Here is a 24,002-nt window from a genome sequence, read left to right as displayed (position 1 = left end):
CTCCACAGGGTGACCCACCTGCCACCACGGGTGTCGCACCTGCCCGGAGGGCGGTCATGGGCCGCCGATCACCCGGAGTGGCGACACCCACGCTGGGGCGGTACGGTCATCACCGGGTCGTCGCGTGCTTGCACGGCCCTTTGTCGACTCTGAACAGGACCAGGATCGATGTCCTCGATGCCGTACCCCTACGACTCCGCGGAGCCTGCCTCCGAATGCCAGGTGGCGCAGGCCCCGGAGATCCCCACCGCCGTGGTGTCGAAGCGGGACTTCCCGATGTACGAGATGCCCACCCTGATGGACGGCACCTTCTCGCATCTGATCGAGGTGCTGGAGGCCGCGGGGCTGCACCCGATCGGCCCCGCCTTCGCCCTGCACCATCGCGCCCCGGTCGCGACCAGTGATCTCGAGGTCGGTTTCCCGATCGACGCGCCCCTCACCGAGGCGCTGTCCCTGCCCAGCGGCTATGAGGTGACCGGTTCGGTGCTGCCGGCGGGCCGCGTGGGCTGGGTCTCCCATTTCGGCGGTTACGCCGGGCTGGCCGAGAAGTGGGGAGAGTTCACGGAGCACATCGGCGAGTCCGAGGAGCAGATGATCTACCCCTTCTGGGAGTTCTACGTGACGCCGCCCTCCCAGGGGATGAATCCGGCTCGCCTGCGCACCGACCTGTTCAGCCTGCTCGAGCCGCGCGACGTCTGAGCCGCGCAACCTCTGAGCCTCGCCCCGCTGTTCCCGCTGGTGGGGTCGACGGGCTCTAGCGGGGACGGTTCTCGTCGATGACCTCGAGGACCTTGCCGCCGAGCAGCTTCTCGATGACCTCGCGGCCGTTGCGGTTGGCGCCGGTGGCGTCTGCGTCTTCACGGGTCGCGCCGCCAGTGGGGTCGACATCCGCCATGGCCTCATCGGGCTGGGCCCCTCGAGCCCCCCGGAAGCGCTGCCCCGCCGGGCGGGACGCCTGCGCTGCCTGCGCGGCTTCACGAACCATCGCGGCGCCGCTGCGGGCGGGCACGGGCTGCAGGGGTGCCGCGGTCGACGGCGCGGAGACCGGCGGGGCCGACGGGGCTATCGCCGATGCAGTGGGCCCGGCCGGGCCCGGCCCCGACGTGCTGGTCGCCGCGGTGCCAGCGCCGGTGCCGGCGCCGGTGGTCGACACTGCGGTGCCCCAGGAGGCCGCAGCACGGGCAGTGGCGGTGCTTGCCTGCGCGTCTGCGGAGCTCGATGCGGCATCCGTGTGCGGGGGGATGTTCGCGGAGGCGGCACTCGCGGCCGAGCTCTGTCCCATCGCTGGCACAGCCTGCAGAGCGGGGGCACCCGGCTCCTCGGCGACACCGCCGGCATCGGCGGCCACGACCCCGGAGGGGGCGGGGCCCTCTGGCACGGAACCGGCGGGCGTCAAGGCAGCAGTGGTCTGCGCCGGTCGGGAGTGGACGACGCGGCCTTCGGCGATCGCTCGCTTCAGCGCATTCTGGCCGTAGGTGCGGGGCTGTTCCGGCGAGACGGAGTCCCGGCCTTCGTCGTCCACCACGGGGATCTCGCCGCTCAGGGCGGTGCTGGCAGGCGCGGTGCTGGCAGGCGCGGTGCTGGCAGACGCCGGGCCAGCGGGGGCGGCGCCGACTGCCGTCCCACGGTCCGCTTCTGCCTGATGCAGTGCATCGGACCAGCGTCCGGTGCGCTCTTGCCCAGTGCCGCTGCCCGGGCGCTGCTCGGGAGCCTGCTGCGAGGGGAGTTCATTCCTCGCACCGTGATCGTCCGGCGGATACTCGTCGTGAGGGTCCGGCGGGTAGGGGTCGTCGGGCTCAGGGGCGAAATCCTCGACACGCTCGGAGCCGGAGCCGCCCCGGCCGGACTGGGATGCACGAGCTGCGGCCGCCATGGCCCGTTCGGACGCGCGCTGGCCCAGGGAGACGGGTGGCTCCTCGCGAGGGGCCTGCTGGGCAGAGCTCGCGGCGGCGCTCGTTGCGGTGCTCGAGGCGGTGCTCGCTGCGGTGTCGCGCGGCGGCAGGGAAGCCGCCGCGTCTCCCCATGGAGCCGGATGGGGCCGGTTCGCGTCCGGCTCTGGGCGTGCCGCCTGCGGTCGCCTCGACCCTCCGGGCCCGCCAGCATCTCCGGGGCCGCTCGGGCCACCGTCTCCGCGGGCACCGGGTCCGCTCGGGCCCTCGCCGCCACGTGCGCCGGGACTGTTCGATCCACTCGGTCCACCCGGACCGCTCGTCCCGCTGCCACCGCCGCCGGGGCCGGGATCCTCCCCGACTACTGCCTCAACGGAGACATCGGTGTGCAGGATGCGACGCACTGCGTCAGCCAGATTCTCGCCGGCGGTACCTCGGTGGAATGCATGGACCAGCCCCTCGGTGCGGAAGCCGATCACCAGGGTGCTGCCGTGGGCCCCGTTGACGTGCCCGTTCTGGGACACCAGCGCCCAGCTCGGCCGCCGGATCTGCTGGAGCTCGTCCAAGATCGCGGACCAATGCCCGCGCACATGCTCCGCATCGAGACCGTCAGGTGCTGCAGCGGCCGGTGACGCCTGCGGCGCCGTCTGCTCCATGGGCGCCGACGACGGGCCGCTCGGATCCTGCGCCGGCGTTGCCTGCTGGGCCCCCGAGGACTGCTGCGGCACTGACGGCTGCTGCGTAAAGGGCGGCTCCTGCTCAGGACGGGGCTGCTGGGCCGACGGCTGATTCTGCGCCGCTGCCGCGGGTGCCCAGGTGCTGGGTGCCTGCGCTGCGGGAGCTGGGACGTGGGCGCTCTGCTGCTCTGTGCTCGCGGGGGCGGCCGGGGCGGCGGCCGGAGCGGAGGCGACCGGGGCCTGCGCGTGCTGCGGGGCGGGCTGCTCACGCGGCTCCGTGGGCACCGGGGCGCGGCCCGTGCGGGCCTGACGCGCCGCCTCGACCTTCTGCTGCGCGATGCGTCGCGCCTCGTCACGCGCACCGGAAGCGCCGGGCGCTCCGGGCGCGCCCTGGGCCGGACCGGCCACCGGGGCCCCAGCTCCCGACGGTGCGGCTGCCCCGACCTGGGCAGGACCGTCACCGGCGGCGAGCGCGGCCCGCTCGTTGCGCAGCACCAGACGGGCCGCGAGCAGCTCGAGGTGGAGCCGCGGGGAGGTCGCACCGCTCATCGTCGAGAGCGTCTCGTGGACCAGGTCCCCGCACAGCGACAGATCGGCCGGGGAGAACATGGTGGCCTGGCCGCGCATCTGCTCGAGGTCACCGGCCGGGACCTGCGGCAGCAGATCGGCGCCCTTGTCCGGCACGGCTGCCAGCACGATCAGATCGCGCATCCGCTCCAGCAGATCCTCGACGAAGCGCCGCGGCTCGTGGCCGGTGGCGAGCACATGCTCGACCGCCCCGTACAGCGCGGCGGCGTCCCGCTGGGCGATTGCGGTGACCGCCGTGTCCAGCAGCGCGGTGTCGGTGAAGCCCAGCAGTGCAATCGCAGTGGCGACGTCGAGCCCGCCCTCGCCCGCCCCGGCCATCAGCTGGTCCAGCACCGACATCGAGTCACGGGCGGAACCGCCGCCGGCGCGCACCACCAGCGGCATCACGCCTTCACCCACCTGCACGGACTCGGCGGCGCAGACCTCTTCGAGGTAGGGGCCCAGCACCTGCGGCGGGATCAGCCGGAAGGGGTAGTGGTGGGTGCGTGAGCGGATGGTCCCGATGACCTTGTCCGGCTCGGTGGTCGCGAAGACGAACTTCACATGGTCCGGCGGCTCCTCGACCAACTTCAGCAGCGCGTTGAACCCGGCCGAGGTGACCATGTGGGCCTCGTCGATGATGAACACCTTGTAGCGGTCTCGCACGGGCGCGAAAGAGGCGCGTTCGCGCAGTTCACGAGCATCATCGACACCGCCGTGGCTGGCGGCGTCGATCTCCACCACGTCGAGGCTGCCGGCGCCGCCGGTGGCGAGGTCTCGGCAGGAGTCGCACTGACCGCAGGGGACGTCCGTCGGCCCCTCAGCGCAGTTCAGGCAGCGCGCGAGGATGCGCGCGGAAGTGGTCTTGCCACAGCCGCGCGGGCCCGAGAACAGGTAGGCATGACCGATCCTCCCGGCACGCAGCGCACGCCGCAGGGGCGTGGTGACGTGGTCCTGGCCGATCACCTCGGCGAAGGACTCCGGGCGGTAACGTCGATACAGAGCTATGGCCACTCCGACAGGCTAGTCGAGGGTGCCCACCTTCCTCACCGCTGAGGACGGGCAGGATCTGTGGAGGAACGGTCACCGGACGGCGCGATTCCCCGCTGGAGACCGTCGGCAGCCCCGCCGCATGGGCTTTCAACCAGGTCACACCGCGTAACGCGCGAGGCAGGGCCTACAAGCTCCTCGACGACAACCTCACCTGAGCGATCCCGCTTGCACCTCGTCCTCCGGCGCGCGCACATCGGCCGCGGCCCCAGCCCGCGAGTCGTCGTCCGCGGTCGGAGACGGCGCGGAACGAGCAGGTCCAGCAGACGGGTCCGACGGGTCCGTCTCATCCTCGGCCCGGCCGCTCTGACCAGGATGCTCAATCTCCTCGCCACCCGCCGCCTTCGCCGCCTTCGCCGCCTTCGCCGCGGCCAGCTTCTCCCCACGGCTGTGCAGTCCCTTGCGGGTCGCCGAGAAGACGCCCACCACCACGATCACCGGCACCAGCACTTCCGGCAGCCAGTCGGGGATGTCGAAGGGCAGGCCGATGTCCGGCAGCAGCCCCAGCAGCCAGGCCAGCAGGTCACGCACCGGTCGCAGCAGCATGGCGAAGAACTCCCTGATCGGGGAGAACACCGCCTCGAGGAACTCTTGGACCGGGCGCAGCAGCTGCGCAATCCATTCCCGCACCGGTTCGGTCATCCGTGCGATGGCCTCGAACGCCGGTCGCACCCGCGCCTCGATCCATTCCAGCAACGGGTCGAGCACGCCGCTGAACAGTGCACCGAAGCCCAGCAGCGGCAGCAGGTAGCGCGCTGACTTCGTGATCGCGGCAACCAGCGCGTACCGGGTGGGATGGGCGGTGCGCTTCTCCTCCCGGGCAGCCGACGGAGATCCGTCCGCCGGAACCAGCACGATGCGCTTGACGCCGCGACGGATCTCGACCTCGCCGGCGCCGCCCAGGCCGACAGTGCGGATGGTGATCTCCTCGGAGTTCGCATATCCGCCGCTGTCCATAGGGCGGCGCACCGTGCAGAGCAGCGTCGCGAAGCCGTCCTTGAGGGTGAAGCGGAGGTCATCATCGGCCCAGGGCTCGGCGTCGGCGCTCTCGTCGAGCTCGAGGGGAGAGTCCTCGTCGGCGGCGGAGTTCTCGCCCCCATGGGCTACCGGGGCTTCGCTCTCGTCCGTCTCCGGGGCATCGCTCCCCTCGGGCGCCGGGCCGTCGTCCCCGTCGGCAACCGTGCCCTCACTCGCATCCCGCGCCGCTCCGGAGTCCTCCTCAGCGCTCTCCTCCGGCGGCCTCGCCTTGACCTCGGCCTTCGGATCGTGCTCGATACCGTCGATGACCACGGTGAACGTGGTGTCCAGGAGCCGGTGGCGGACTCGGACCAGGTAGTCGTTACTGCCCGTGGTGCCGCTGTACTCGACGTCTGCGGCAAAGCGGTTCGGTGCCTTCTCCCCGAAGGCCGGCACCGGTCCTTCCGTGGAGACATCGCCCGTCGCCGCCGGATCCGTCGTCGACGACGCGGCGCGGTGGCGATCTAGGTGCTTCTCAGGCATGCCCCTACGATGCACTGCCGTGCACCGCTCTCGCATCCGCCGCTCGGAGGGGAATCGGCAGCCGAGTATCCACCGATCGACGGACTCGGATCGGCGGATCGGCGCGCCGCCACTGTTGCCTGTGCCGCCCGCAGCGCGAAGACTGGGGGCATGAGCGTCTTCGTCTCCCACACCAGCATCGACTGCCACGACGCCTTCACCCTCAGCGAGTGGTGGCGCGGAATCCTGGGTTACGAGATGGACCCGCAGGATCCGAACCTCCCCGGGCACGAGGAGTGCGCGATCTTCGACCCCGACTCCGGCCACACCCTCCTCTTCCTCGAGGTGCCCGATACCGAGCTGCCCGCCAAGCGCATCCACTTCGACGTGCGCCCGCGCGAGCGCCCGCAGGAGGAGGAGATCCTCTGGCTCGAGGAGCAGGGCGCCGCACCGGTCGCCGACCACCGCGGCCAGTACGGGCCGGGCACCGGCTGGATGATCATGGCCGATCCGGAGGGGAACCAGTTCTGCGTGCTGAAGTCCCCCGCCGAGCGTGCCCAGGTCCCGAGCCCCGACCCCCAAGCCCCTCAATGACCCGCCTCGAAACTCCCAAGAAGCTCTAATGTGACCGCATAGCGGTTTCATTGAAAGTGCGATCAGGTCGGCGTAGCGTCACCTGCCGTGAGCACCTCGACCCCTCCCTCCTCCACGGCCGCGACGCGCCAGCGCAACCCGCTGCGCGCGATCCTCGGCATCTCCTTCGGCTGGCAGGTCCTGATCGGACTCGTCCTCGGCATCATCCTCGGTCTCGTCGCCGCGCAGATCGGCCCCGTCGCCGAGACCGACGCGAACCCCGACGGCGCCAACTGGCTGACCACCGGCCTCGACACCATCGGCACCATCTTCGTGACGCTGCTGAAGGCCCTGGTCCCGCCGCTGATCTTCCTCGCGATCGTCACCTCGATCGCCAACCTCCGCAATGTCACCAACGCTGCGCGCCTGGCCTGGAAGACCCTGCTGTGGTTCGCGATCACCGCGCTCATCTCGGTCGCGGTCGGCATCACGCTGGGCGTGATCACCTCCCCCGGCGAGAACTCCGGCGTGGACCGCTCCGCCGAGGCCGCCTCCTCCACCCAGGGCGGCTGGATGGACTTCCTCACCGGCCTCGTGCCCGCCAACTTCCTCGGCATCGCCGGGAAGGCCAGCGAGGACGGCGCCGTCTCCCTGAGCTTCAACGCCCTCCAGATCCTGGTCATCTCCATCGCCGTGGGCATCGCGGTGCTCAAGGTGGGCCAGAAGGCCGAGCCCTTCCTGAAGTTCACCGGCTCCGCGCTGGAGATCGTGCAGAAGCTGCTGTGGTGGGTCATCCGCCTGGCGCCGATCGGCACCGTCGGCCTGCTCGGCAACGCCGTCGCCTCCTACGGCTGGGAGGCCATCGGCCAGCTCGGCGTGTTCACCGTCGACGTCTACGTGGGCATGCTGATCGTGCTGCTGGTCGTCTACCCGGTGCTGCTGAAGCTCAACGGCCTCTCCGTCGGCTCCTTCTTCCGCGGCGTGTGGCCCGCGACCTCGCTGGGCTTCGTCTCCCGCAGCTCGCTGGGCACCATGCCGATGACCCAGACGGTCACCGAGCGGATGGGCGTGCCCCGCCACTACGCGAGCTTCGCGATCCCGCTGGGCGCGACCACCAAGATGGACGGCTGCGCCGCGATCTACCCGTCGCTGGCCGCGATCTTCGTCGCGAACTTCTACGGGGTGCCGCTGGGTGTCACCGACTACCTGCTGATCGTGCTGGTCTCGGTGCTCGGCTCGGCCGCGACCGCCGGTATGACCGGCGCGACCGTGATGCTCACGCTCACGCTGTCCACCCTGGGCCTCCCGCTCGAGGGCGTGGGCCTGCTGCTCGCGATCGATCCGATCCTGGACATGGGCCGCACCGCCCTGAACGTCACCGGCCAGTCGCTGGTGGCCGTGATCGTCGCCAAGCGCGAGAAGATCCTGGACCAGGGCACGTACGACGCCACCCGTCGCACCTCCTTCCAGGTCATCCAGGCCGAGGAGACGGCTGCGATCGCCGCGGACGGCCCGGCCGATTCCGAGGCGGCCACCTCTCAGGCGACCACCGGCGAGGGCTCCGGGGGCGACCGCGAGAAGCAGTCCGCCACCGCCTGACACCGAAGCAGGCGAGCCACCGGCACCAGCCGGCAGCAGCACGCGAGCGGGGCAGACATGAGGACTCGGCAATGCCGTTCCCCGTGCCTGCCCCGCTCGCGTCAGAGCAAGGACCCCGCTCGCATCAGAGTGCGCGCCCCGCTCTCCGGCTCGGCCGACGGGCCGGGGTGAATCCGCGCACCACCGGCCCGCCCGCCCTGGCCGCTCACGCCGCCGGACTCTAGAGTGGGGCCGTCAGATCGGCCCGATCCCCCGGGCCTCAGCAGTGCATCTACCTCGGGTCCACGGTGTGGATCGTCCAAGGCGGCACCCCCGTCCGGAGCAGTGATGACCACTCAGCAGACCTCCCCCGCGCCGCAGGCGCCCACCACCCTTCGCCGCGTCGCCGGCACCGCCTACTTCCCGATCGCGTTCGTGGCCCGCTTCCCGTTCGCGATGATGGTCGTGGGCACCCTGACCCTCGTCGTCTCCGCGCGTGAGTCGATCTGGCTCGGCGGCGTGAACTCGGCCGTGGTGGGGCTGGGCTCGGCCCTCGTCGGCCCCCTGCTCGGCGCCGCGGCAGACCGGATCGGTCAGCGCCCGGTGATCCTCCTGTCGGGGATCGTGAACTCGCTCGCGCTGCTGGCGATCGCGGCCGTGGCCTTCAGCTCGCTGCCCGACATCGCGGTGCTCGCGGTCGGCTTCATCATCGGCGCCTCCTCCCCGCAGATCGGCCCGTTCTCCCGCAGCCGCCTGGTGCACCTGATCCTCACCCGCCTCCCCAGCGGCCGGCGGGCCCACAGCCTGAACGCCACCATGGGCTACGAATCCGCCGCCGACGAGACGGCCTTCGTGTTCGGGCCGGTGGTGGTGGGCCTGCTCGCGACCACCCTGAGCCCCGCCGCCCCGATGATCGGGGCCGCGGTGCTCACGCTCCTGTTCGTCACCGCCTTCGCGCTGCATCCCACGGCCAAGGTCGCCGCACCGACCGCCGAGGAGCCCGTTGCCCAGGCCCCCGCCAGGGAGCTGCGCACGCTCCGCGTGCTGGTGGTCGTCGCCGGCGCGCTCGGCGTGGGCCTGTTCTTCGGCACGGTGCTCACCTCGCTCACCGCCTTCCTCGCCGATACCGGGAACGGCGATTCGGCCGGGCTGGTCTACGGCGTGATGGGCGTCGGCTCGACGATCCTGGCGCTGTCCGTGGCGCGCTTCCCCGAGCGGTTCCGCCTCTCTGCGCGGTGGCTCGTGTTCTCCGCGCTGATGCTCGCCTCGATGATCGGCTTCGGGCTCGCGGGCGGCCTGAGCGGCCTCATCGTGGCGATGGCGATCGCCGGGATCGGGATCGGGCCGACGATCGTGACGCTCTACAGCCTCGCCGCCGAGCGCAGCCCGCAGGGCCGCTCGGCGACCGTGATGACCATGCTCGGCTCGGCGACGATCGTCGGCCAGTCCGCCGCTTCCGCCCTGACCGGCGCGGTCGCCGAGGACGCCGGCTCCCAGGTCGCGATGTGGCTGCCCGTCGGCGCGGCCGCCCTGGTGGGGCTCGCCGCCGTCGTCAACGCGCTGGCCTGCCGCGGCGCGGAGGTCGTGCACCCGCCGGCGCATGAGCTGAGCGACGATGAGCTCCGCGAGGAGGCCCGCGCGCTCACGGAGCTCCCCACCGAGCACCTCTGAGCGCACCTCGTCGGTCGCCTCCGCCGGCCCCGCCCTCACCGTCGCAGCACGTGGCGCAGCGCCTCCTCGAGGGTGCGGTGCGCGGGCTCGAAGCCGCTCCCCCGCAGCCGCGCGTCGGAGACGTTCTGATCGGTGCGGATCAGCTCGTCCGCGGCCGCCCCGCCCAGCACCAGGCGTGGTCCGAGCGGCGGCACCGGCAGCAATGCGGGCCGGTGCAGCACCATCCCGAGGGTGCGGGCGAAGTCACGGGCGCTCACCGGCTGCGGCCCGACGCCGTTGACCGGCCCGTGCAGCTCGGCGCTGAGCGCGGCGTGGGCGAAGCTGCGCACGATGTCATCCAGCGAGATCCACGAGGTCATCGCGTCCCCGGCGGTGAGCCTGCCGCCCACCCCGGCCAGGAACAGCGGCAGCTGGGGCAGCAGCGGGCCGCCACCGTCGGTCAGCGCCATCCCGGTGCGCACGTGGGCGACCCGCACCCCGGCGTCTGCGGCGGCGCGGGTCGAGCCCTCCCAGTCCCGCACCAGATCGGCGAGGAAGCCCTCGCCGCCCGGATCCGCCTCGGTGAGCAGCTCGCCCGGGCGTCGCGGACCGTAGATCCCGATGGCGGAGGCCTGGACGAGCGCGGCCGGCCCCTCCCGCATCCCGGCGAGGGTGCGAGAGATCAGCGCTGTGCCGTTCACGCGTGAGCCGCGGATCTCGCGGCGGGCCGTCGGGGTCCAGCGGGTCGCAATCGAGCGGCCGGCGAGGTTGATGACCACGTCGATGCCCTCGAGGTCGGCCGGGTCCAGCTGCCCCGCTCTCGGGTCCCAGGAGATCTCCCCCGGGCCCACCTGGTTCTCACGCACCATCCGATGCACCGTGTGCCCGCCGGTCTCGAGCAGCGCGGCGAGCTGGGTGCCGATCAGGCCCGAGGAGCCGGTGATCGCGATGGTGCGGCGCGGGGTGTCGACGAAACGGGCGTGGAAGTCGAGGTCGTCGTGCAGCTGGCGGGCACGGAAGGCGAGCAGGCGGCGGATCTGCGACTCGGCGAGCGGGGTCAGACGCTCGAGCCTGCGCGGGAGCTCGAGCTCGATGCTGTCGTGGAGCGCGGTGGCGCTGCCGTCGGCAGCGTCGGCGGTGCCGGCGTCGGCCTCGATGCGGTGCTCGTGACGCCAGGTGCGCCAGGGCCCGCGGACCTGCTGGTCCACGAAACGGCCCTGCGGGTCATGCTCGAGATGGCGCAGGATCCAATGCGGGCGCAGTGCGGTGGGCAGCGCCGACGGGCCGAGACGCACCCCGACGAGCCGGCCGACCTGCACCCCTCCGGCGTCCGGCGCATCGGCCGAGGCGAGCCCGGGCGGGGTGAGCCGCACCAGGGCGCCGGGGCGGTCATGCCAGGCGAGAACCTCGGACGGCGGGTGCGCAACCCGGTGGACGGTCTCGACCCTCATAGCGTTTCCTGACCTCGACGAACGGGTCCCCTCACGGTACGCATCGCGGGACTGCGAGGGAAGGGGCCGCGGGCTCGCATCGGCCGCTCGCGGCGCGAACACGCCTCCGATGCGCAGCACCATCCTGGCCACCGTGAGCCACAGCGTCCAGGGGGTGAGGTCCAGCAGCCAGGCGACCCCCGGGTCCGGGCCCCGTGGTGGGGCGATCTCCCGCAGGGGACCGGGGGCCGAGGACGGCACCGCCTCCGGGCAGAGAAGGACCCCTCGTGCACCTGCCAGAGCTCACCTGCCCTTGCTGCCGTCAAGCCCTGGGGGAGTTCAGCAAGATGACACCGCACGAGGGGTCGCAATAAGTGTAACGGCTCTCCAGCCCCGATTTCGAGCCCCTGCTGAGCGACTCCGGTCACGACACGCCGGAAGGGGCGGCGGGATGCCCCCCACCGACTCCCCTCGGCGCCGCACGGCAGCTCCACCTGGACGAATACAAGCACCCGGAATACGAGTTGCATAACGACCCGGCTACGGGAGGCTGAAAGACCCCTCAGAGCCCTGAGTGTCCGGTATGTTCCATCCAGCACTAAGAGGTGACTGCAGTCACCCCTGCACGCGACGCCAAGGGTGCCGTCGCTTCCCCTATTCCCAGGAGCCCTCATGATCGCCGAAATGATCAACGGCGCGAACAACCTGATCTGGTCCATCCCCCTGATCGGGCTCTGTCTTCTCGCCGGCCTCTACTTCACCATCCGCACCGGCCTCCTCCAGGTGCGGAACATCCCCGACATGCTCGCCCAGCTGAAGAAGGGCGAGACCTCCCCGGACGGCACCTCGTCCTTCCAGTCGCTGATGATGTCGCTCGCCGGCCGCGTCGGCATGGGCAACATCGGTGGCGTCGCCACCGCCATCGCCTTCGGCGGCCCCGGCGCCGTGTTCTGGATGTGGGCCTCCGCCTTCCTCGGCGCCGCCACCTCGTTCATCGAATGCACCCTCGGCCAGATCTACAAGGAGAAGGACCGCGACACCGGCGAGTACCGCGGCGGTCCGGCGTATTACTTCGAGAAGGCCTACAAGCACAAGGCCCCGGGCCTGTCGCTGTTCTACGGGATCCTGTTCTCGATCGTCACCATCCTCGCGATGAGCTTCTTCCTGCCGGGCGTGCAGGCCAACGGCATGGCTTCCGCGATCAACAGTGCCTGGGGCATCCCCACCTGGGTGACCGCCATCGGCCTGGTGATCGGCCTGGGCTTCATCGTCATCGGCGGCGTCAAGCGCATCGCCCACTTCGCGGCGTTCGTGGTGCCGGCCATGGCGATCCTCTACATCATCATCGCGCTCGTGGTGCTGTTCTTGAACTTCACCGAGATCCCCCGCGTCTTCGGGCTGATCTTCTCCAGCGCATTCGGTGTCCAGCCGATCTTCGGCGCGATCGTCGGCCTCGCCATCAAGTGGGGCGTCCAGCGCGGCATCTACTCCAACGAGGCCGGCCAGGGCACCGGCCCGCACGCCGCTGCCGCCGCCGAGGTCTCCCACCCCGCCAAGCAGGGCTTCGCCCAGTCGTTCTCGGTCTATATCGACACCCTGTTCGTGTGCTCTGCGACCGCCTTCATCATCATCTCGACCGGAATGTTCAACACGTTCTCGAATGAGGAGTGGGCCGACGGCACCTCTCCCGTGATCGGCAGCGGCGCCGGGGAGATGCCCGTGGATGTCGAGCCGGGGCCGAACTTCGTCCAGACCGGCCTCGACTCGGTCTTCCCGGGCTTCGGACCGTCGTTCATCGCCGTCGCGCTGGGGTTCTTCGTGTTCACCACGATCGTGGCCTACTACTACATGGCCGAGGTGAACCTCAACTACCTCACGCGCAAGATGAAGAACCGCGTGCTCGCCCGCGGGATGCTTCGCCTGCTGCAGGCTCTGGTGCTCGTCTCCGTGGCCTACGGCGCGGTGAACACCGCCGGCGCGGCCTGGGGCATGGGCGACATCGGCGTGGGCTCGATGGCCTGGCTGAACATCATCGGCATCCTGGTCATCCAGGGCCCCGCTCTGAAGGCGCTCAAGGACTACCGCGAGCAGAAGAAGGCAGGTCTGGACCCGCAGTTCGATCCGCGCAAGCTCGGCATCCAGGGCGCCACGTTCTGGGAGATGCGGGCCGACGGCCACTCCCTCCAGGGCAAGACCGGCGAGGAGCTGCCGCCCGCGCAGCTGGGGATCGACACCAAGAGCTGATCCCTCGACACGCACCGCAGTGAAAGCCGAAGGGCCGGACCGTCATCGCGACGGACCGGCCCTTCGGTCATTGCACCTTCGTTCCGGCCGACAGCTCAGCTCAGCCGCGCCCCGGGCGCCTGGGTCAGCGCCGCATCGGTCTCGGGGATCTCTCCGAGCACCTCGTCGATGCGGGCCCTGACGTCGGCATCGAGCGTGATCCCCGCAGCCTTGACGTTCTCGGTGATCTGTTCGGGGCGGGAGGCGCCGATGATCGCGCCGGCCACGTTGTCGTTGCTGAGCACCCAGGCCACGGCGAGCTGCGCCGGGGTGAGGCTGAGCTCCTCCGCGATCGGGAGCAGGCCCTGCACCGCGGTGAGCACCTCGTCGTTCAGGAAGCGCTTGATCATGTCCGCGCCGCCCTTCTCGTCGCGGGCGCGCGACCCCTCGGGCGCCGGGGTGCCGGGCCTGTACTTGCCGGTGAGGATGCCCTGGGCGACCGGCGACCAGACGATCTGGGAGATGCCGAGCTCACGCGAGGTGGGCACCACGCGCTCCTCGATCACGCGCCACAGCATCGAGTACTGGGGCTGGTTGGAGACCAGCTGGATGCCGAGCTCGCGGGCCAGCTGGTGGCCGGCGCGGAGCTGATCCGCGTTCCACTCGGAGACTCCGATGTACAGCGCCTTGCCGGAGTGGACGACGTCCGCGAAAGCCTGCATCGTCTCCTCGAGCGGGGTGGCGACGTCATAGCGGTGCGCCTGGTAGAGGTCGACATAGTCGGTCTGCAGTCGGCGCAGCGAGGCGTCGATCGACTCGCGGATGTGCTTGCGGGACAGACCGGTGTCGTTGTGCCCCTTGGGGCCGGTGGGGAAGTACACCTTGGTGAAGATCTCGAGCGACTCGCGCCGCTCAGCCTTCAGCGCCTCGCCGAGGACCACCTCCGCGGCGGTGTTCGCGTAGGTGTCCGCGGTGTCGAAGGTGCTGATGCCGGCATCGAGCGCGGCGCGCACGCAGGCGCGGGCACGGTCATCCTCCACCTGGGAGGCATGGGTGAGCCAGTTCCCGTAGATGATCTCGCTGATCTTGAGGCCGGAGCGGCCGAGGTGACGATGTTCCATGCGGAAACCCTATGGCCGCAGAGGAGGTCTATCGTGGTGAGCCACGACACATTCCCATCGGCCCCTCGAGCGAAGGACTCGCCATGACCGACCTCTCCGCCTCCGCTCCCCCGCAGTTCACCCGCACCGCGGCACCGCCCGGCCCGCAGGCGGGCCAGCCGCCCGCGCCGACGCTGCCCGAGCCGTCCGCCTCGGACGACGTCCTCGAGATGGCGCCGACGGTCGAGGACGAGTACTTCTCCCGCGTCGCGTTCACGGGCGCGGCGGTCGCGCAGATCCAGCGCCTGATCGACCGCAACGGGCCGCTGATGTTCCACCAGTCCGGCGGCTGCTGCGACGGGTCCTCGCCCATGTGCTTCCCCGAAGGCGACTTCCTCACCGGGGACGCCGACGTGAAGATGGGGCACGTCGAGGTGCCGCTGCCGGACGGCACCACCAGCCCGCTGGACTTCTGGATGAGCCGCGAGCAGTTCGCCTACTGGCGCCACACCCACCTCACGATCGACCTCGTGGACGGCCGCGGCGGCGGCTTCAGCCTCGAGACACCCGACGGGAAGAGATTCCTGACCCGGTCGCGGATGCTCGAGAACCGAGAAGTTGCAGGGGCAGGAGCAGGAGGCGCAGATGACACCGCCGGATGACCCCACCGCAGGGGGAACCCTGCCCCCGCCGAGCGAGCCTCCGCTGACCCCGCCCGGGTATCCGCCCACGGACCCTCCCACCGAGCCGCCGACGCAGCCGCCGGGCGCCCCGCCCACCGGTCCCCCGATGCCGATCCCGGGCCGTCCGCCCGAGCCGAGCCCCGAACCGGCCCCGGAGCCGCTGCCCCAGCCCGAGCAGCCTCCGCCGGTCGATCCGCCGCCCGACGCGCCGCCCTCGACGCCGTTCTGAGGGGCGGGTCTGCCGGACGGGACCCAGCCGGCCGGGACCCAACGGCCGAGGAAAGGCACTCACATCGGCACGTTCGCAGCGACCGCGCAGGCGAGCAGCCATTGCCGGGGTCCCGCATCGGCCGCGCGGGCGACGACCTCATGCCCGACCTCGTCCTCGAGCTCAGCCAGCTCCAGCACCCAGCGCCGCGCGATCTCGTCCTCGGGCTCTCGCCTGGGACCTGCCCCGGTCCCCGCCACGGTCGGGATCTCCCGCTCGAGATCTCGCGCGTCGCGGTGCGAGGATCGTACCCCCTCGTACCAGGCAGCGAGGGGTGCGTCGCGAGTGCGCAGCACGAGCAGCCCGACGGCGAGCAGGTGGCCCACCGCGGCGACCGCCCACACCCCCGCCGCGGAGACGCCGTCGAGCTCCCTGACCTGCCCGCTCTGCAGCAGGAGGACCAGGCCGGCGAGCCCCGTGAGCACCGCTCCGGCACCGCTGATCCACCAGCCCGCGGCCGGAGCGCGGCGCGGGGAGGGCACGCACAGCGCCGCGAGCAGCTGGAGACCCGCGACGGCGATCAGCAGGATCGGCGAGACCTCGAGGAACAGCGCAAGATCCGGGCCCTCGCGGAATTTGCTGGGCAGCAGGAACGAGGCCGCGGCTATCGCACCCAGGAAGACCGCCCCGAGCACCACCCACCACAGGACGACGTGAAGACGCCGCCAGGGAGAGCGCACCAGGGCGTCCGCGGAGCGCAGCGCCGCGAGTCCGTGCGCGTCCATCAGCGCTCTGCGCCGGCTGCTCAGTGCACTCGTCCGCTGCCTCCACCGCTCATCGTGACCGTCGAGCGCACGCTTCGCCGCCTCAGCGACACGGCCGTGCTGGCGTGCACCGCCGACCGAGAGATCGGCTCCCACCTTCACGATCCTGACCTCACAGTCACAGTCCCGCCCTCACCGTCGCACAGCCCCGTCCTCACCGTCCCGTCGCCGGCGAGGTCCGCGTCGCAGGATCGCACGAACCTCCCGTCCGACGGGGCGCGAGCTCACTGACCACAGTCGTCCCCCCTATCCTCTCGTGCCTCCCTGCCCTCACCGACCCCGCGCTCTTCGGACCGGAGCGCACTCCCCCGCTCGCCCGCTGATGCGGCCGCGACGGCTCGCCGCGCGCCATCGACGAGGGCGAGACCGACGAGCGTGAGGATCGCGCAGGCGAGGACTATGCCGCGCTGGCCGAGCAGAGGGAGGGCGCCGAAGGCGATCACGGTGGCTCCTCACGTCGCAGAAATCGGTGGAGCGGCCGACAGCTCCTGCCGTACCGTCGCCCCCACGGCAGGCGCGAGGGTCGCGCGCCGGGAAGGAGCCCGACGATGCGTGAGCTCGTGTACTACGTGGCCGTGAGCCTGGACGGATACATCGCCGGACCCGAGGACCAGTTCGACGACTTCCTCGTCGAGGGTGACCACATGGCGGGGATCAACGACGAGTTCGCCGACGCGATCCCCACTGATATCGCCGCCCACCTCGGCATCGCCCAGCACGGCGACCGGTTCGGCGCCGTGGTGATGGGGGCGAACACACATGCCGTCGGGTTGCCCGCGATGCCGAGCCCGTATCGACATCTCGAACAGGTCGTGTTCACCCACCGGTCGCTCGAGCCCGGGGAGAACCTCACCATCACCGATGCCGAACCCGTCCAGGTGGTGCGGGGGTTGAAGCAGCGGCCGGGAGCCGACATCTGGCTGTGCGGGGGCGCGAACCTCGCCACCCAGCTGCGCGGCGAGATCGACCGCCTGGTGCTGAAGCGGCAGCCGCTGCTGTTCGGCGGAGGGATCCCGCTGTTCGCCCCCGGGGACTACGCCCCGCTTCGCTGGGACCACGTGCGCACCCGCAGCTTCGAGAGCGGTGTGAACCTGACTGAGTACGTGCGCCGACGGTGACCTGGACCCGGAGACCCCTCCCAGGGCCATCACACCGATCTTCCTGAGCAGGCAGATGTCACAGATCCGGCACGGCCGGTGTCTCCGGGCGTGATCCGCCGTCCAGGTGACGGCGCGAGCGCCAAGGGCCGGGCCACGGCGCGAGCACAGAGGGCGGAGGACGGAGGTCAGAGGGCAGAGGGCAGACACTCCCGTCGCGCTCCTTCAACCGGTCGGAAGGCCCAGCTTTACAGATCCGCACCTCGGGACGAGGGTGGAAGGATGGCTGAATACACCACGACCAACCCGACCACGGGACGGACCGACAAGGAATTCACCACGCTGGACAGCGCGGAGGTCGAGCGCGTACTCGATCGCTCCCATGCCGCCTTCGCCGACTGGCGCGCCACGTCGACGCAGGAGCGCGCCTCGCTCCTGGAGCGGGTCGCCGACGCCTACGACGAACGCTCGCGGGAACTGGGCGAACTGATCGCCGTCGAGATGGGCAAGCCGCTGCAGCAGGCCATCGGCGAGGCCGAGCTGGCCGGCTCGATCTACCGCTGGTACGCCACCCACGGGCCGGAGCTGCTGCAGCCCGAGCAGCTGGATCCGCAGGGCGCGCAGGAATCACTGGTGCAGACCGAGCCGATCGGTCCTCTCGTCGGAGTGATGCCCTGGAACTACCCCTACTACCAGGTGGCGCGCTTCGTCGCCCCGAACCTGATGGTGGGCAACACGATCATCCTGAAGCACGCGGAGATCTGCGCCGGCTCCTCGGAGGTCATGGCGCAGATCCTCCATGACGCCGGGGTGCCCCGCGATGCCTACGCCAACGTCTTCGCCTCCCACGACCAGATCGCCGACATGATCGCCGACCCGCGGGTGCGCGGGGTGTCCCTCACCGGCAGCGAGAAGGCGGGTGCGGCGGTCGCGGAGACCGCCGGCAAGCACCTGAAGAAGTCGGTGCTGGAGCTCGGCGGGTCCGACCCGCTCATCGTGCTCGACGATGGCGACCTCGAGCAGGTCGCCCGGACCGTCGCCACCGCCCGGCTGTCGAATGCGGGACAGGCCTGCAACTCCCCGAAGCGCATCATCGTGCCCACGGCTCGTCTCGAGGCTTTCGTCGCGACCATCGTCGAGAGCTTCGAGTCCGCGACCCTCGGCGATCCGTTGGACGAGGACGTCGACGTCGGCCCGCTCTCCTCGGTCGGTGCGCGCGACGGCGTCGTCGAACAGGTTCGACGCGCCGTCCAGCAGGGCGCGACGCTCCATACCGGCGGGCAGGCGCTCGACCGCGACGGGGCCTTCATGCAGCCCGCCGTGCTCACCGGGGTCACCGAGTACATGGACGCCTATGCCGAGGAGATCTTCGGCCCTGTGGCTGTGATTTACGGTGTCGACTCGGAGGACGAGGCCGTGACGCTGGCCAACGACGTCGACTTCGGGCTGAGCGGGTCCGTCTGGAGCACCGATCTCGAGCGCGCCCAGGCAGTCGCCGATCGCCTCGACGTCGGGATGGCGTACATCAACGAGCACGGGACCACCTTGCCCGGCCTGCCCTTCGGCGGCGTGAAGCGCTCCGGCTTCGGCCGTGAGCTCGGCCGGTGGGGCATGGGAGAGTTCGTCAACGTCCGGCTGAGGCGCACCTCGGCCGCCTGATCCCCGGCCGTCGTCGCCTGCAGCCGGGAGGGCCGACCCGCCCGGCCTCAGGCGGCGATGAAGGTCCGCGTCACCAGGCGGCTCACGCCCGGCAGGCCGAGTGTGCGACGGCCGATCTGCTGCAGCCTCAGCTGCCCGGGGCTGGACGGAGTGAAGAACGAGGCGCTGCGACGCCCCGAACGCTGCACCTTCTCGACCGTCGGTCGCCACCGTCGCTCGTACTCCGCCAGCCCCGCTTCGACGTGCGGGCCCGTCGCGCGCAGGCTCCGGGCCAGCGCCTCCGCTCCGGCGATCGCGACCGAGGTGCCCTGGCCCGCCAACAGGGACGGGGCGTGCGCGGCGTCCCCGGCCAACGCAATCCGGCCACGGCTCCAACGCGGCGCGATCGCCTGGGCGACCAGATCGTCGTAGAAGCTCTCCGGGGCATGGGCCAGGGCCCGGTCCACCTGCGGATGCAGCCCCGTGAAGTCCCGCTGGAGCCGTTCCCGGTCCGGCTCGGGACGCTTCGTGCCCGCGACCTCGACGCGCTCGGCGAGCATCACGCCGACGCGGGTGTCGTCGGCCGCATACGCCCAGCCGACGCGCCGCACGGTATCGGTCATGAGCATCCGCTCCCCCAGCTCGGCAGCGAGTTCCGGGTCCTCGTAGAGGTAGCTCGCGACCCGGTAGCCCATCGGCACGATCGCCCCGTGGCCGGGCGAGACCTGCTCACGAGCGAGGGAGCGCACCCCGTCGCAGGCCACCACCAGATCGGAGTCGAGGGCGGCACCATCCGCGAGCTCGACCACGGCGCGGCGGGCACGGGCCGCGCCCTCGAGCTCGGCATCGCGCACCGCCACGACCTGCGCGCCGTAGCGCAGATCCACCGAAGCCGGCAGCACCGAGAGCAGCCCCAGCTCCACCTCGGGACGCAGGATCGAGAAGTAGCGGCCGCCCGCCGCCTGGACCAGGGGGCCGACGTCGATGCGGCCGGAGTCGACCCCGTCGGGCGTCCCGTAGCGCACGCCCTCGAACTCATGGCCCCGGGATCGGAACTCCTCGAGGATGCCCATCCGCTCCGCGGCGTAGAAGCCGGGGCCGAAGAAATCGATCATGTAGCCGCCGCCGCGCGGGCCCGGGGAGGACTCCAGCACGGTGACATCGTGGTCGGGGGCGAGCTCGTGGGCGAGGGCGAGGCCGGCGATGCCGCCCCCGATGATCGTGACGTCCATGGCCCGACGCTACCCGCTGGGCCAGCACCCGCCCTCCCCAGCCAGCCCAAGACTTTTGCGCCGGTGACGACTCATGCGCGGGTCACCATCGGTCCTCACGGTCACAAATTCTGACCGTCTCCGGGCTGACGTCGGGTGGCGCCGGGCTCGCACCGGGTGGCGCAAGGTCGGCACCGGGCGGCACTGGGGCGGCGCCGGGCTAGGCTCCGGCCGCCGGGAGCTCCCCGGTCTCAGCAGGAGCCACCCCCGCACCGTCCCGCGTCGCGGCGACCTCGGGGATCGCACCGGTGACGGTCATGGATCCCTCGACCACCGCGTCGTCCGCATCAGGGTCCGTGCCCGCAGCGAACTGCGACCAGTAGAGCCGGTGATAGGCGCCCTCGGCCTCGAGCAGCGAGTCGTGGGAGCCCTGCTCGACGATGTCGCCGTGCTCCATCACCAGGATCACGTCCGCGTCACGGATGGTGGAGAGGCGGTGGGCGATCACGAAGCTGGTGCGGTCGCTGCGCAGCGCCGCCATCGCCTCCTGCACGAGCACCTCGGTGCGGGTGTCCACGGAGGAGGTGGCCTCGTCGAGGATCAGCAGTGCAGGGTCGGCGAGGAAGGCGCGGGCGATGGTGATCAGCTGCCGCTCACCGGCGGAGACGTTCGCGCACTCGTCCTCGATGAGGGTGTCGTAGCCGTCGGGGAGGGTGTGCACGAAGCGGTCCACGAAGGTCGCGGTCGCGGCGGCGGCCACCTCCTCGTCGGTCGCCTCGAGCCGGCCGTAGCGGATGTTCTCGCGGATGGTGCCGCCGAAGAGCACCGCGTCCTGCAGCACCATCCCCACCCTGCTGCGCACTGCGCCGCGGTCCAGGGCGCGGATGTCCACGCCGTCCAGGCGGATCTGCCCGCCGTCGATCTCGTAGAACCGCATGATGAGGTTCACCAGGGTGGTCTTCCCGGCACCCGTGGGGCCGACGATCGCGATCGTCTGTCCGGGTTCCGCGACCAACGACAGGTCGGTGATCAGCGGCTTCTCCGGGGTGTAGGAGAAGGCGACGCGGTCGAACTCGATCCGTCCGCGGGTGGGGCCGGTGAGCTCGGCGCGCTCGATCCGGCGGCGCGGTGCGACCGCCCCACCAGCTCCGGCCGCACTGTCGGCTGCGGCCGCACTGTCGGCGCCGATCGCTCCGGCGTCCGTTCCGGACGGCTCGGTGATCTCCCCGTCGGCCTCCTGCTCCTCGGCGTCCAGCAGCTCGAAGATCCGCTCCGCGGAGGCGACGCCGGAGATCAGCATGTTCGCCATCCCCGCCACCTCGCCCAGCGGTGCGTTGAACTCGCGGGAGTACTGGATGAAGGCGGTGACCTGGCCGAGCGACATCTGCCCGGCGGCGATCCGCAGGCCGCCCACCACGGCGATGCCTACGTAGCCGAGGTAGGTCACCCACTGCATGATCGGCATGATCATGCCGGAGTAGAACTGGGCCTTGAACGAGGCTTCCCACAGCTCCTCGTTGCGCTCGTCGAACTGCTCGCGCATCGAGTCCTGGCGGTCGAAGACGGTCACCAGGTCGTGGCCGGTGAAGGACTCCTCGACGTGCCCGTTCAAGCGGCCGGTATTGCGCCACTGCGCCGTGAACAGCTTCTGGGACTTCGCGCCGATGAGGCCGATGTCCACGGCGGTGATCGGCAGGGCGACCAGGGCGATCAGCGCCAGCTGCCAGGACAGCCAGAACATCATGATCGTGATGCCCACAATGGTCAGCACCGCATAGACCAGAGACGCGAAGGCCTGCTGGAGGGCGGTCTGGACGTTGTCGACGTCGTTGGTGGTGCGGGAGAGCAGGTCGCCGCGCTGGCGCGTGTCGAAGTAGGACAGCGGCAGGCGGTTGACCTTCGCCTCGATCTTCTCGCGCAGCACGTAGACGATCTTCATGACCACGTCGTTCAGCAGCCGGCCCTGCAGCCAGTCGAACAGTGCGGCGACCAGGTACATGCCCAGCACTATCAGCAGCAGGCGGCCGAGGGCGTCGAAGGCGACGCCCTCCCCGGTGAGGAAGCCGTCGAAGATGACGTCCATCGCGTCGCCGAGGATGGTGGGTGCCCAGACCGTGAGCACAGTCGAGATGATGCCGAAGGCGAGCACCACCGTGAGGCCCAGCTTGTGATCGGCGAAGGTCCCCGCCAGTCGCAGCGCGGAGGGCCAGAAGGCCTTGGCCTTGCGGGGCGCACCCTCACCCCACTCGCTGCTCATCGAGTCCTGCATCTCGAGAATCTCTGCCTCAGTGAGCTCGACGGCAGGGGCCCCGGACTTCTTCGCAGAGGTCTTCTCCGCAGCGTTCTTCTTCGCGTTCATGCCGTCGCCTCCGCGGTGATCTGGGAATCGACGATCTCCCGGTAGGTCTGCGAGCTGACCAGCAGCTCCTCATGGGTGCCGCGGCCCACCACTCTGCCCTCCTCGAGCACCAGGATCTGATCCGCGGAGGTGATGGTGGAGATGCGCTGGGCGACGATGAGGGTGGTCGCGCCCTGAGTGTTCTTCGCGAGGCCCTCGCGGACCTTCGCGTCGGTGGTGACGTCGAGCGCCGAGAAGGAGTCGTCGAAGACGTACACCCGGGGAGCGGCGACCAGGGTGCGGGCGATGCACAGGCGCTGGCGCTGGCCGCCGGAGACGTTGGTGCCGCCCTGGGAGACGGTCGACTCGAGGCCGGTCGCCGCGCTCTGGCCCTCGCCGGTGCTGCGGTCCGTGACGAACTCGGTGCCCTGGGCGACGTCGAGCGCGCGCCACAGCTGGTCGTCGTCGGCCGTCGGATCCCCGAAGCGGAGGTTGTGGGCGATGGTGCCGGAGAACAGATAGGGCTTCTGGGGCACGAGGCCCACCGCGCGCGAGATCGTGGCGCGGGCCAGGTCGGTGACGGGGACGCCGTCCAGCAGCACCTGGCCGCTGGTCGCGTCGTGCAGGCGCGGGATGAGGCTGACCAGGGTGGTCTTGCCCGAGCCCGTGGAGCCGATAATGGCGGTGGTCTTCCCGGCCTCGGCGGTGAAGGAGACACCGTCGAGCACCGGCGATTCGGCGCCGGGGTAGGCGAAGGTGACGTCGCGGAACTCCACGGTCGCGCCGCCGCCGGTCGCCTGGAGGGCGACGGGCTGGGCGGGCTCGGCGAGGGTGGGGGTGGTCTCGAGGACCTCCCCGATGCGCCTGCCGCTGATGATCGCGCGCGGGAACATCATGAACATGAAGGTGCCCATCATGACGGCCATCAGGATCTGCAGCAGGTACTGCATGAAGGCGGTCAGCGCGCCCACCTCGACCAGCCCCGCATCCACGCGGTGGCCGCCGAACCAGAGCACGGCGGCGGTCGCGAGGTGGAGCACGACGGTGATGGCCGGGCCCATGATCACGAACAGCCGGCCGATCCGCACCGAGGTGTCGGTGAGGGTGGCGTTCGCGCTCTCGAAGCGGGCGGTCTCGTGCCGCTCGCGCACGAAGGCCCGCACCACGCGGATGCCCATGATCTGCTCACGCATCACGGAGTTGATCGAGTCGATGTTGTCCTGCATCCGCTGGAACAGCGGCATCAGCTCCTTGACCAGGAAGCCCACGATCACCATCAGCACCGGCACGGACACCCACACCAGCCAGGACAGCCCCGGATCCTCCTGGATCGCCATGATGATCCCGCCGATGGACATGATCGGCACCATGACCATGAAGTTCAGGGTCATCAGCACCAGCATCTGCACCTGCTGGACGTCATTGGTGGCGCGGGTGATCAGGGTAGGGGCGCCGTAGCGGCCCATCTCCTCGGTGGAGAAGCGGTCCACGCGCGTGTAGACGGAGCGGCGGATGTCCCGGCCCATGCCCATCGAGACCCGCGCCCCGAACCAGACCGAGGTGATCGCGGTGATCACCTGCACCATCGCGACGATCAGCATGATGCCGCCGACGCGCCAGATGTAGTCGGTATCGCCCGTGGCGACGCCGTTGTCGATGATGTCGGCGTTGAGGCTGGGCAGGTAGAGCGTCGCCAGCACGGTCGCGAGCTGGAGGACGGCGACGGCGGCCACATGCGGCAGGTAGGGCCGGAGGTGGCGCCGGATCAGGGTCCAGAGCATGGGGTT

At 70.8% G+C, this 24,002-nt stretch carries 18 protein-coding genes and 1 other RNA gene; 9 read left to right on the top strand and 10 right to left on the bottom strand.

The window, feature by feature from the left end; genetic code table 11:
- Positions 1-168: 168 nt before the first annotated feature.
- A complete protein-coding gene (locus ACT3T9_RS13665) occupies positions 169-699 on the top strand; it encodes a transcriptional regulator (RefSeq protein WP_441445311.1) in 531 nt (176 codons plus the stop codon).
- 55 nt (positions 700-754) lie between these two features.
- On the opposite strand, the gene ACT3T9_RS13660 is transcribed toward ACT3T9_RS13665, so the two are convergent.
- Together ACT3T9_RS13660 and ACT3T9_RS13655 are read right to left on the bottom strand one after the other, a co-directional pair.
- Positions 755-4,147, bottom strand: a complete 3,393-nt coding sequence (locus tag ACT3T9_RS13660; RefSeq protein WP_441445312.1) for a DNA polymerase III subunit gamma and tau — start codon at positions 4,145-4,147, stop codon at positions 755-757.
- A gap of 186 nt (positions 4,148-4,333) precedes the next feature.
- Positions 4,334-5,683, bottom strand: coding sequence for a hypothetical protein (locus ACT3T9_RS13655; RefSeq protein ID WP_442331949.1), 1,350 nt, complete (start codon positions 5,681-5,683; stop codon positions 4,334-4,336).
- Between the two features lie 150 nt (positions 5,684-5,833).
- Between ACT3T9_RS13655 and ACT3T9_RS13650 the strand changes: the two genes are divergently transcribed.
- From ACT3T9_RS13650 to ACT3T9_RS13640, 3 genes are all read left to right on the top strand, one after another.
- Complete coding sequence (locus ACT3T9_RS13650; RefSeq protein ID WP_442331948.1) at positions 5,834-6,256, top strand: VOC family protein; 423 nt, start codon at positions 5,834-5,836, stop codon at positions 6,254-6,256.
- A gap of 87 nt (positions 6,257-6,343) precedes the next feature.
- Complete coding sequence (locus ACT3T9_RS13645) at positions 6,344-7,834, top strand: dicarboxylate/amino acid:cation symporter (protein WP_444599654.1); 1,491 nt, start codon at positions 6,344-6,346, stop codon at positions 7,832-7,834.
- A 327-nt stretch (positions 7,835-8,161) separates the two neighbouring features.
- Complete coding sequence (locus tag ACT3T9_RS13640; RefSeq protein WP_444599653.1) at positions 8,162-9,484, top strand: MFS transporter; 1,323 nt, start codon at positions 8,162-8,164, stop codon at positions 9,482-9,484.
- Between the two features lie 35 nt (positions 9,485-9,519).
- Here ACT3T9_RS13640 and ACT3T9_RS13635 read toward each other — a convergent pair whose 3' ends face one another.
- On the bottom strand, positions 9,520-10,914 hold the full coding sequence (locus ACT3T9_RS13635; RefSeq protein ID WP_442332782.1) for a TIGR01777 family oxidoreductase: 1,395 nt from the start codon (positions 10,912-10,914) through the stop codon (positions 9,520-9,522).
- A 252-nt stretch (positions 10,915-11,166) separates the two neighbouring features.
- Positions 11,167-11,263, bottom strand: an RNA gene (gene ffs, locus ACT3T9_RS13630) — signal recognition particle sRNA small type.
- 302 nt (positions 11,264-11,565) lie between these two features.
- Between ffs and ACT3T9_RS13625 the strand changes: the two genes are divergently transcribed.
- The gene (locus ACT3T9_RS13625; RefSeq protein ID WP_441445318.1) at positions 11,566-13,137 is read left to right on the top strand and encodes an alanine/glycine:cation symporter family protein; all 1,572 of its coding nucleotides are present in this window, start codon (positions 11,566-11,568) and stop codon (positions 13,135-13,137) included.
- 95 nt (positions 13,138-13,232) lie between these two features.
- Here ACT3T9_RS13625 and ACT3T9_RS13620 read toward each other — a convergent pair whose 3' ends face one another.
- Positions 13,233-14,237, bottom strand: coding sequence for an aldo/keto reductase family protein (locus ACT3T9_RS13620; RefSeq protein ID WP_441445319.1), 1,005 nt, complete (start codon positions 14,235-14,237; stop codon positions 13,233-13,235).
- 209 nt (positions 14,238-14,446) lie between these two features.
- Here ACT3T9_RS13620 and ACT3T9_RS13615 point away from each other — a divergent pair, with 209 nt between their 5' ends.
- Together ACT3T9_RS13615 and ACT3T9_RS13610 are read left to right on the top strand one after the other, a co-directional pair.
- Positions 14,447-14,878: a DUF779 domain-containing protein gene (locus ACT3T9_RS13615; protein ID WP_444606804.1), complete on the top strand. Its 432-nt coding sequence runs from the start codon at positions 14,447-14,449 to the stop codon at positions 14,876-14,878.
- Positions 14,862-15,128, top strand: a complete 267-nt coding sequence (locus ACT3T9_RS13610; RefSeq protein WP_444502455.1) for a hypothetical protein — start codon at positions 14,862-14,864, stop codon at positions 15,126-15,128. Before ACT3T9_RS13615 ends, ACT3T9_RS13610 begins: the two co-directional genes overlap by 17 nt.
- Positions 15,129-15,187: 59 nt before the next feature.
- Here the strand turns inward: ACT3T9_RS13610 and ACT3T9_RS13605 are convergent, their stop codons facing one another.
- Together ACT3T9_RS13605 and ACT3T9_RS13600 are read right to left on the bottom strand one after the other, a co-directional pair.
- Entirely contained in the window at positions 15,188-15,892 is a 705-nt protein-coding gene (locus ACT3T9_RS13605) for a hypothetical protein (RefSeq protein ID WP_444502454.1), read from the bottom strand.
- A 263-nt stretch (positions 15,893-16,155) separates the two neighbouring features.
- Complete coding sequence (locus ACT3T9_RS13600) at positions 16,156-16,374, bottom strand: hypothetical protein (protein WP_444502453.1); 219 nt, start codon at positions 16,372-16,374, stop codon at positions 16,156-16,158.
- Positions 16,375-16,479: 105 nt separating this feature from the next.
- Here ACT3T9_RS13600 and ACT3T9_RS13595 point away from each other — a divergent pair, with 105 nt between their 5' ends.
- Together ACT3T9_RS13595 and ACT3T9_RS13590 are read left to right on the top strand one after the other, a co-directional pair.
- Positions 16,480-17,049, top strand: coding sequence for a dihydrofolate reductase family protein (locus ACT3T9_RS13595; RefSeq protein ID WP_444502452.1), 570 nt, complete (start codon positions 16,480-16,482; stop codon positions 17,047-17,049).
- A gap of 261 nt (positions 17,050-17,310) precedes the next feature.
- Complete coding sequence (locus tag ACT3T9_RS13590) at positions 17,311-18,687, top strand: NAD-dependent succinate-semialdehyde dehydrogenase (protein ID WP_444502451.1); 1,377 nt, start codon at positions 17,311-17,313, stop codon at positions 18,685-18,687.
- A 47-nt stretch (positions 18,688-18,734) separates the two neighbouring features.
- On the opposite strand, the gene ACT3T9_RS13585 is transcribed toward ACT3T9_RS13590, so the two are convergent.
- The 3 genes from ACT3T9_RS13585 to ACT3T9_RS13575 form a co-directional block, all read right to left on the bottom strand.
- On the bottom strand, positions 18,735-19,898 hold the full coding sequence (locus tag ACT3T9_RS13585) for an FAD-dependent oxidoreductase (RefSeq protein WP_444502450.1): 1,164 nt from the start codon (positions 19,896-19,898) through the stop codon (positions 18,735-18,737).
- 199 nt (positions 19,899-20,097) lie between these two features.
- Positions 20,098-22,236 carry an ABC transporter ATP-binding protein gene (locus ACT3T9_RS13580; protein WP_444606778.1) on the bottom strand — a complete coding sequence of 713 codons (2,139 nt, stop codon included), beginning with the start codon at positions 22,234-22,236 and terminating at the stop codon, positions 20,098-20,100.
- Positions 22,233-23,996, bottom strand: coding sequence for an ABC transporter ATP-binding protein (locus ACT3T9_RS13575; RefSeq protein ID WP_444606777.1), 1,764 nt, complete (start codon positions 23,994-23,996; stop codon positions 22,233-22,235). The genes ACT3T9_RS13580 and ACT3T9_RS13575 overlap by 4 nt, the downstream gene beginning before the upstream one ends.
- Between the last annotated feature and the right edge of the window lie 6 nt (positions 23,997-24,002).

The organism is Brachybacterium sp. AOP29-B2-41, from assembly GCF_052378395.1.
GTDB lineage: Bacteria > Actinomycetota > Actinomycetes > Actinomycetales > Dermabacteraceae > Brachybacterium.
The sequence above is the reverse complement of the archived record's forward strand: the minus strand, read 5'-3'. Positions and strand labels throughout refer to the sequence as shown.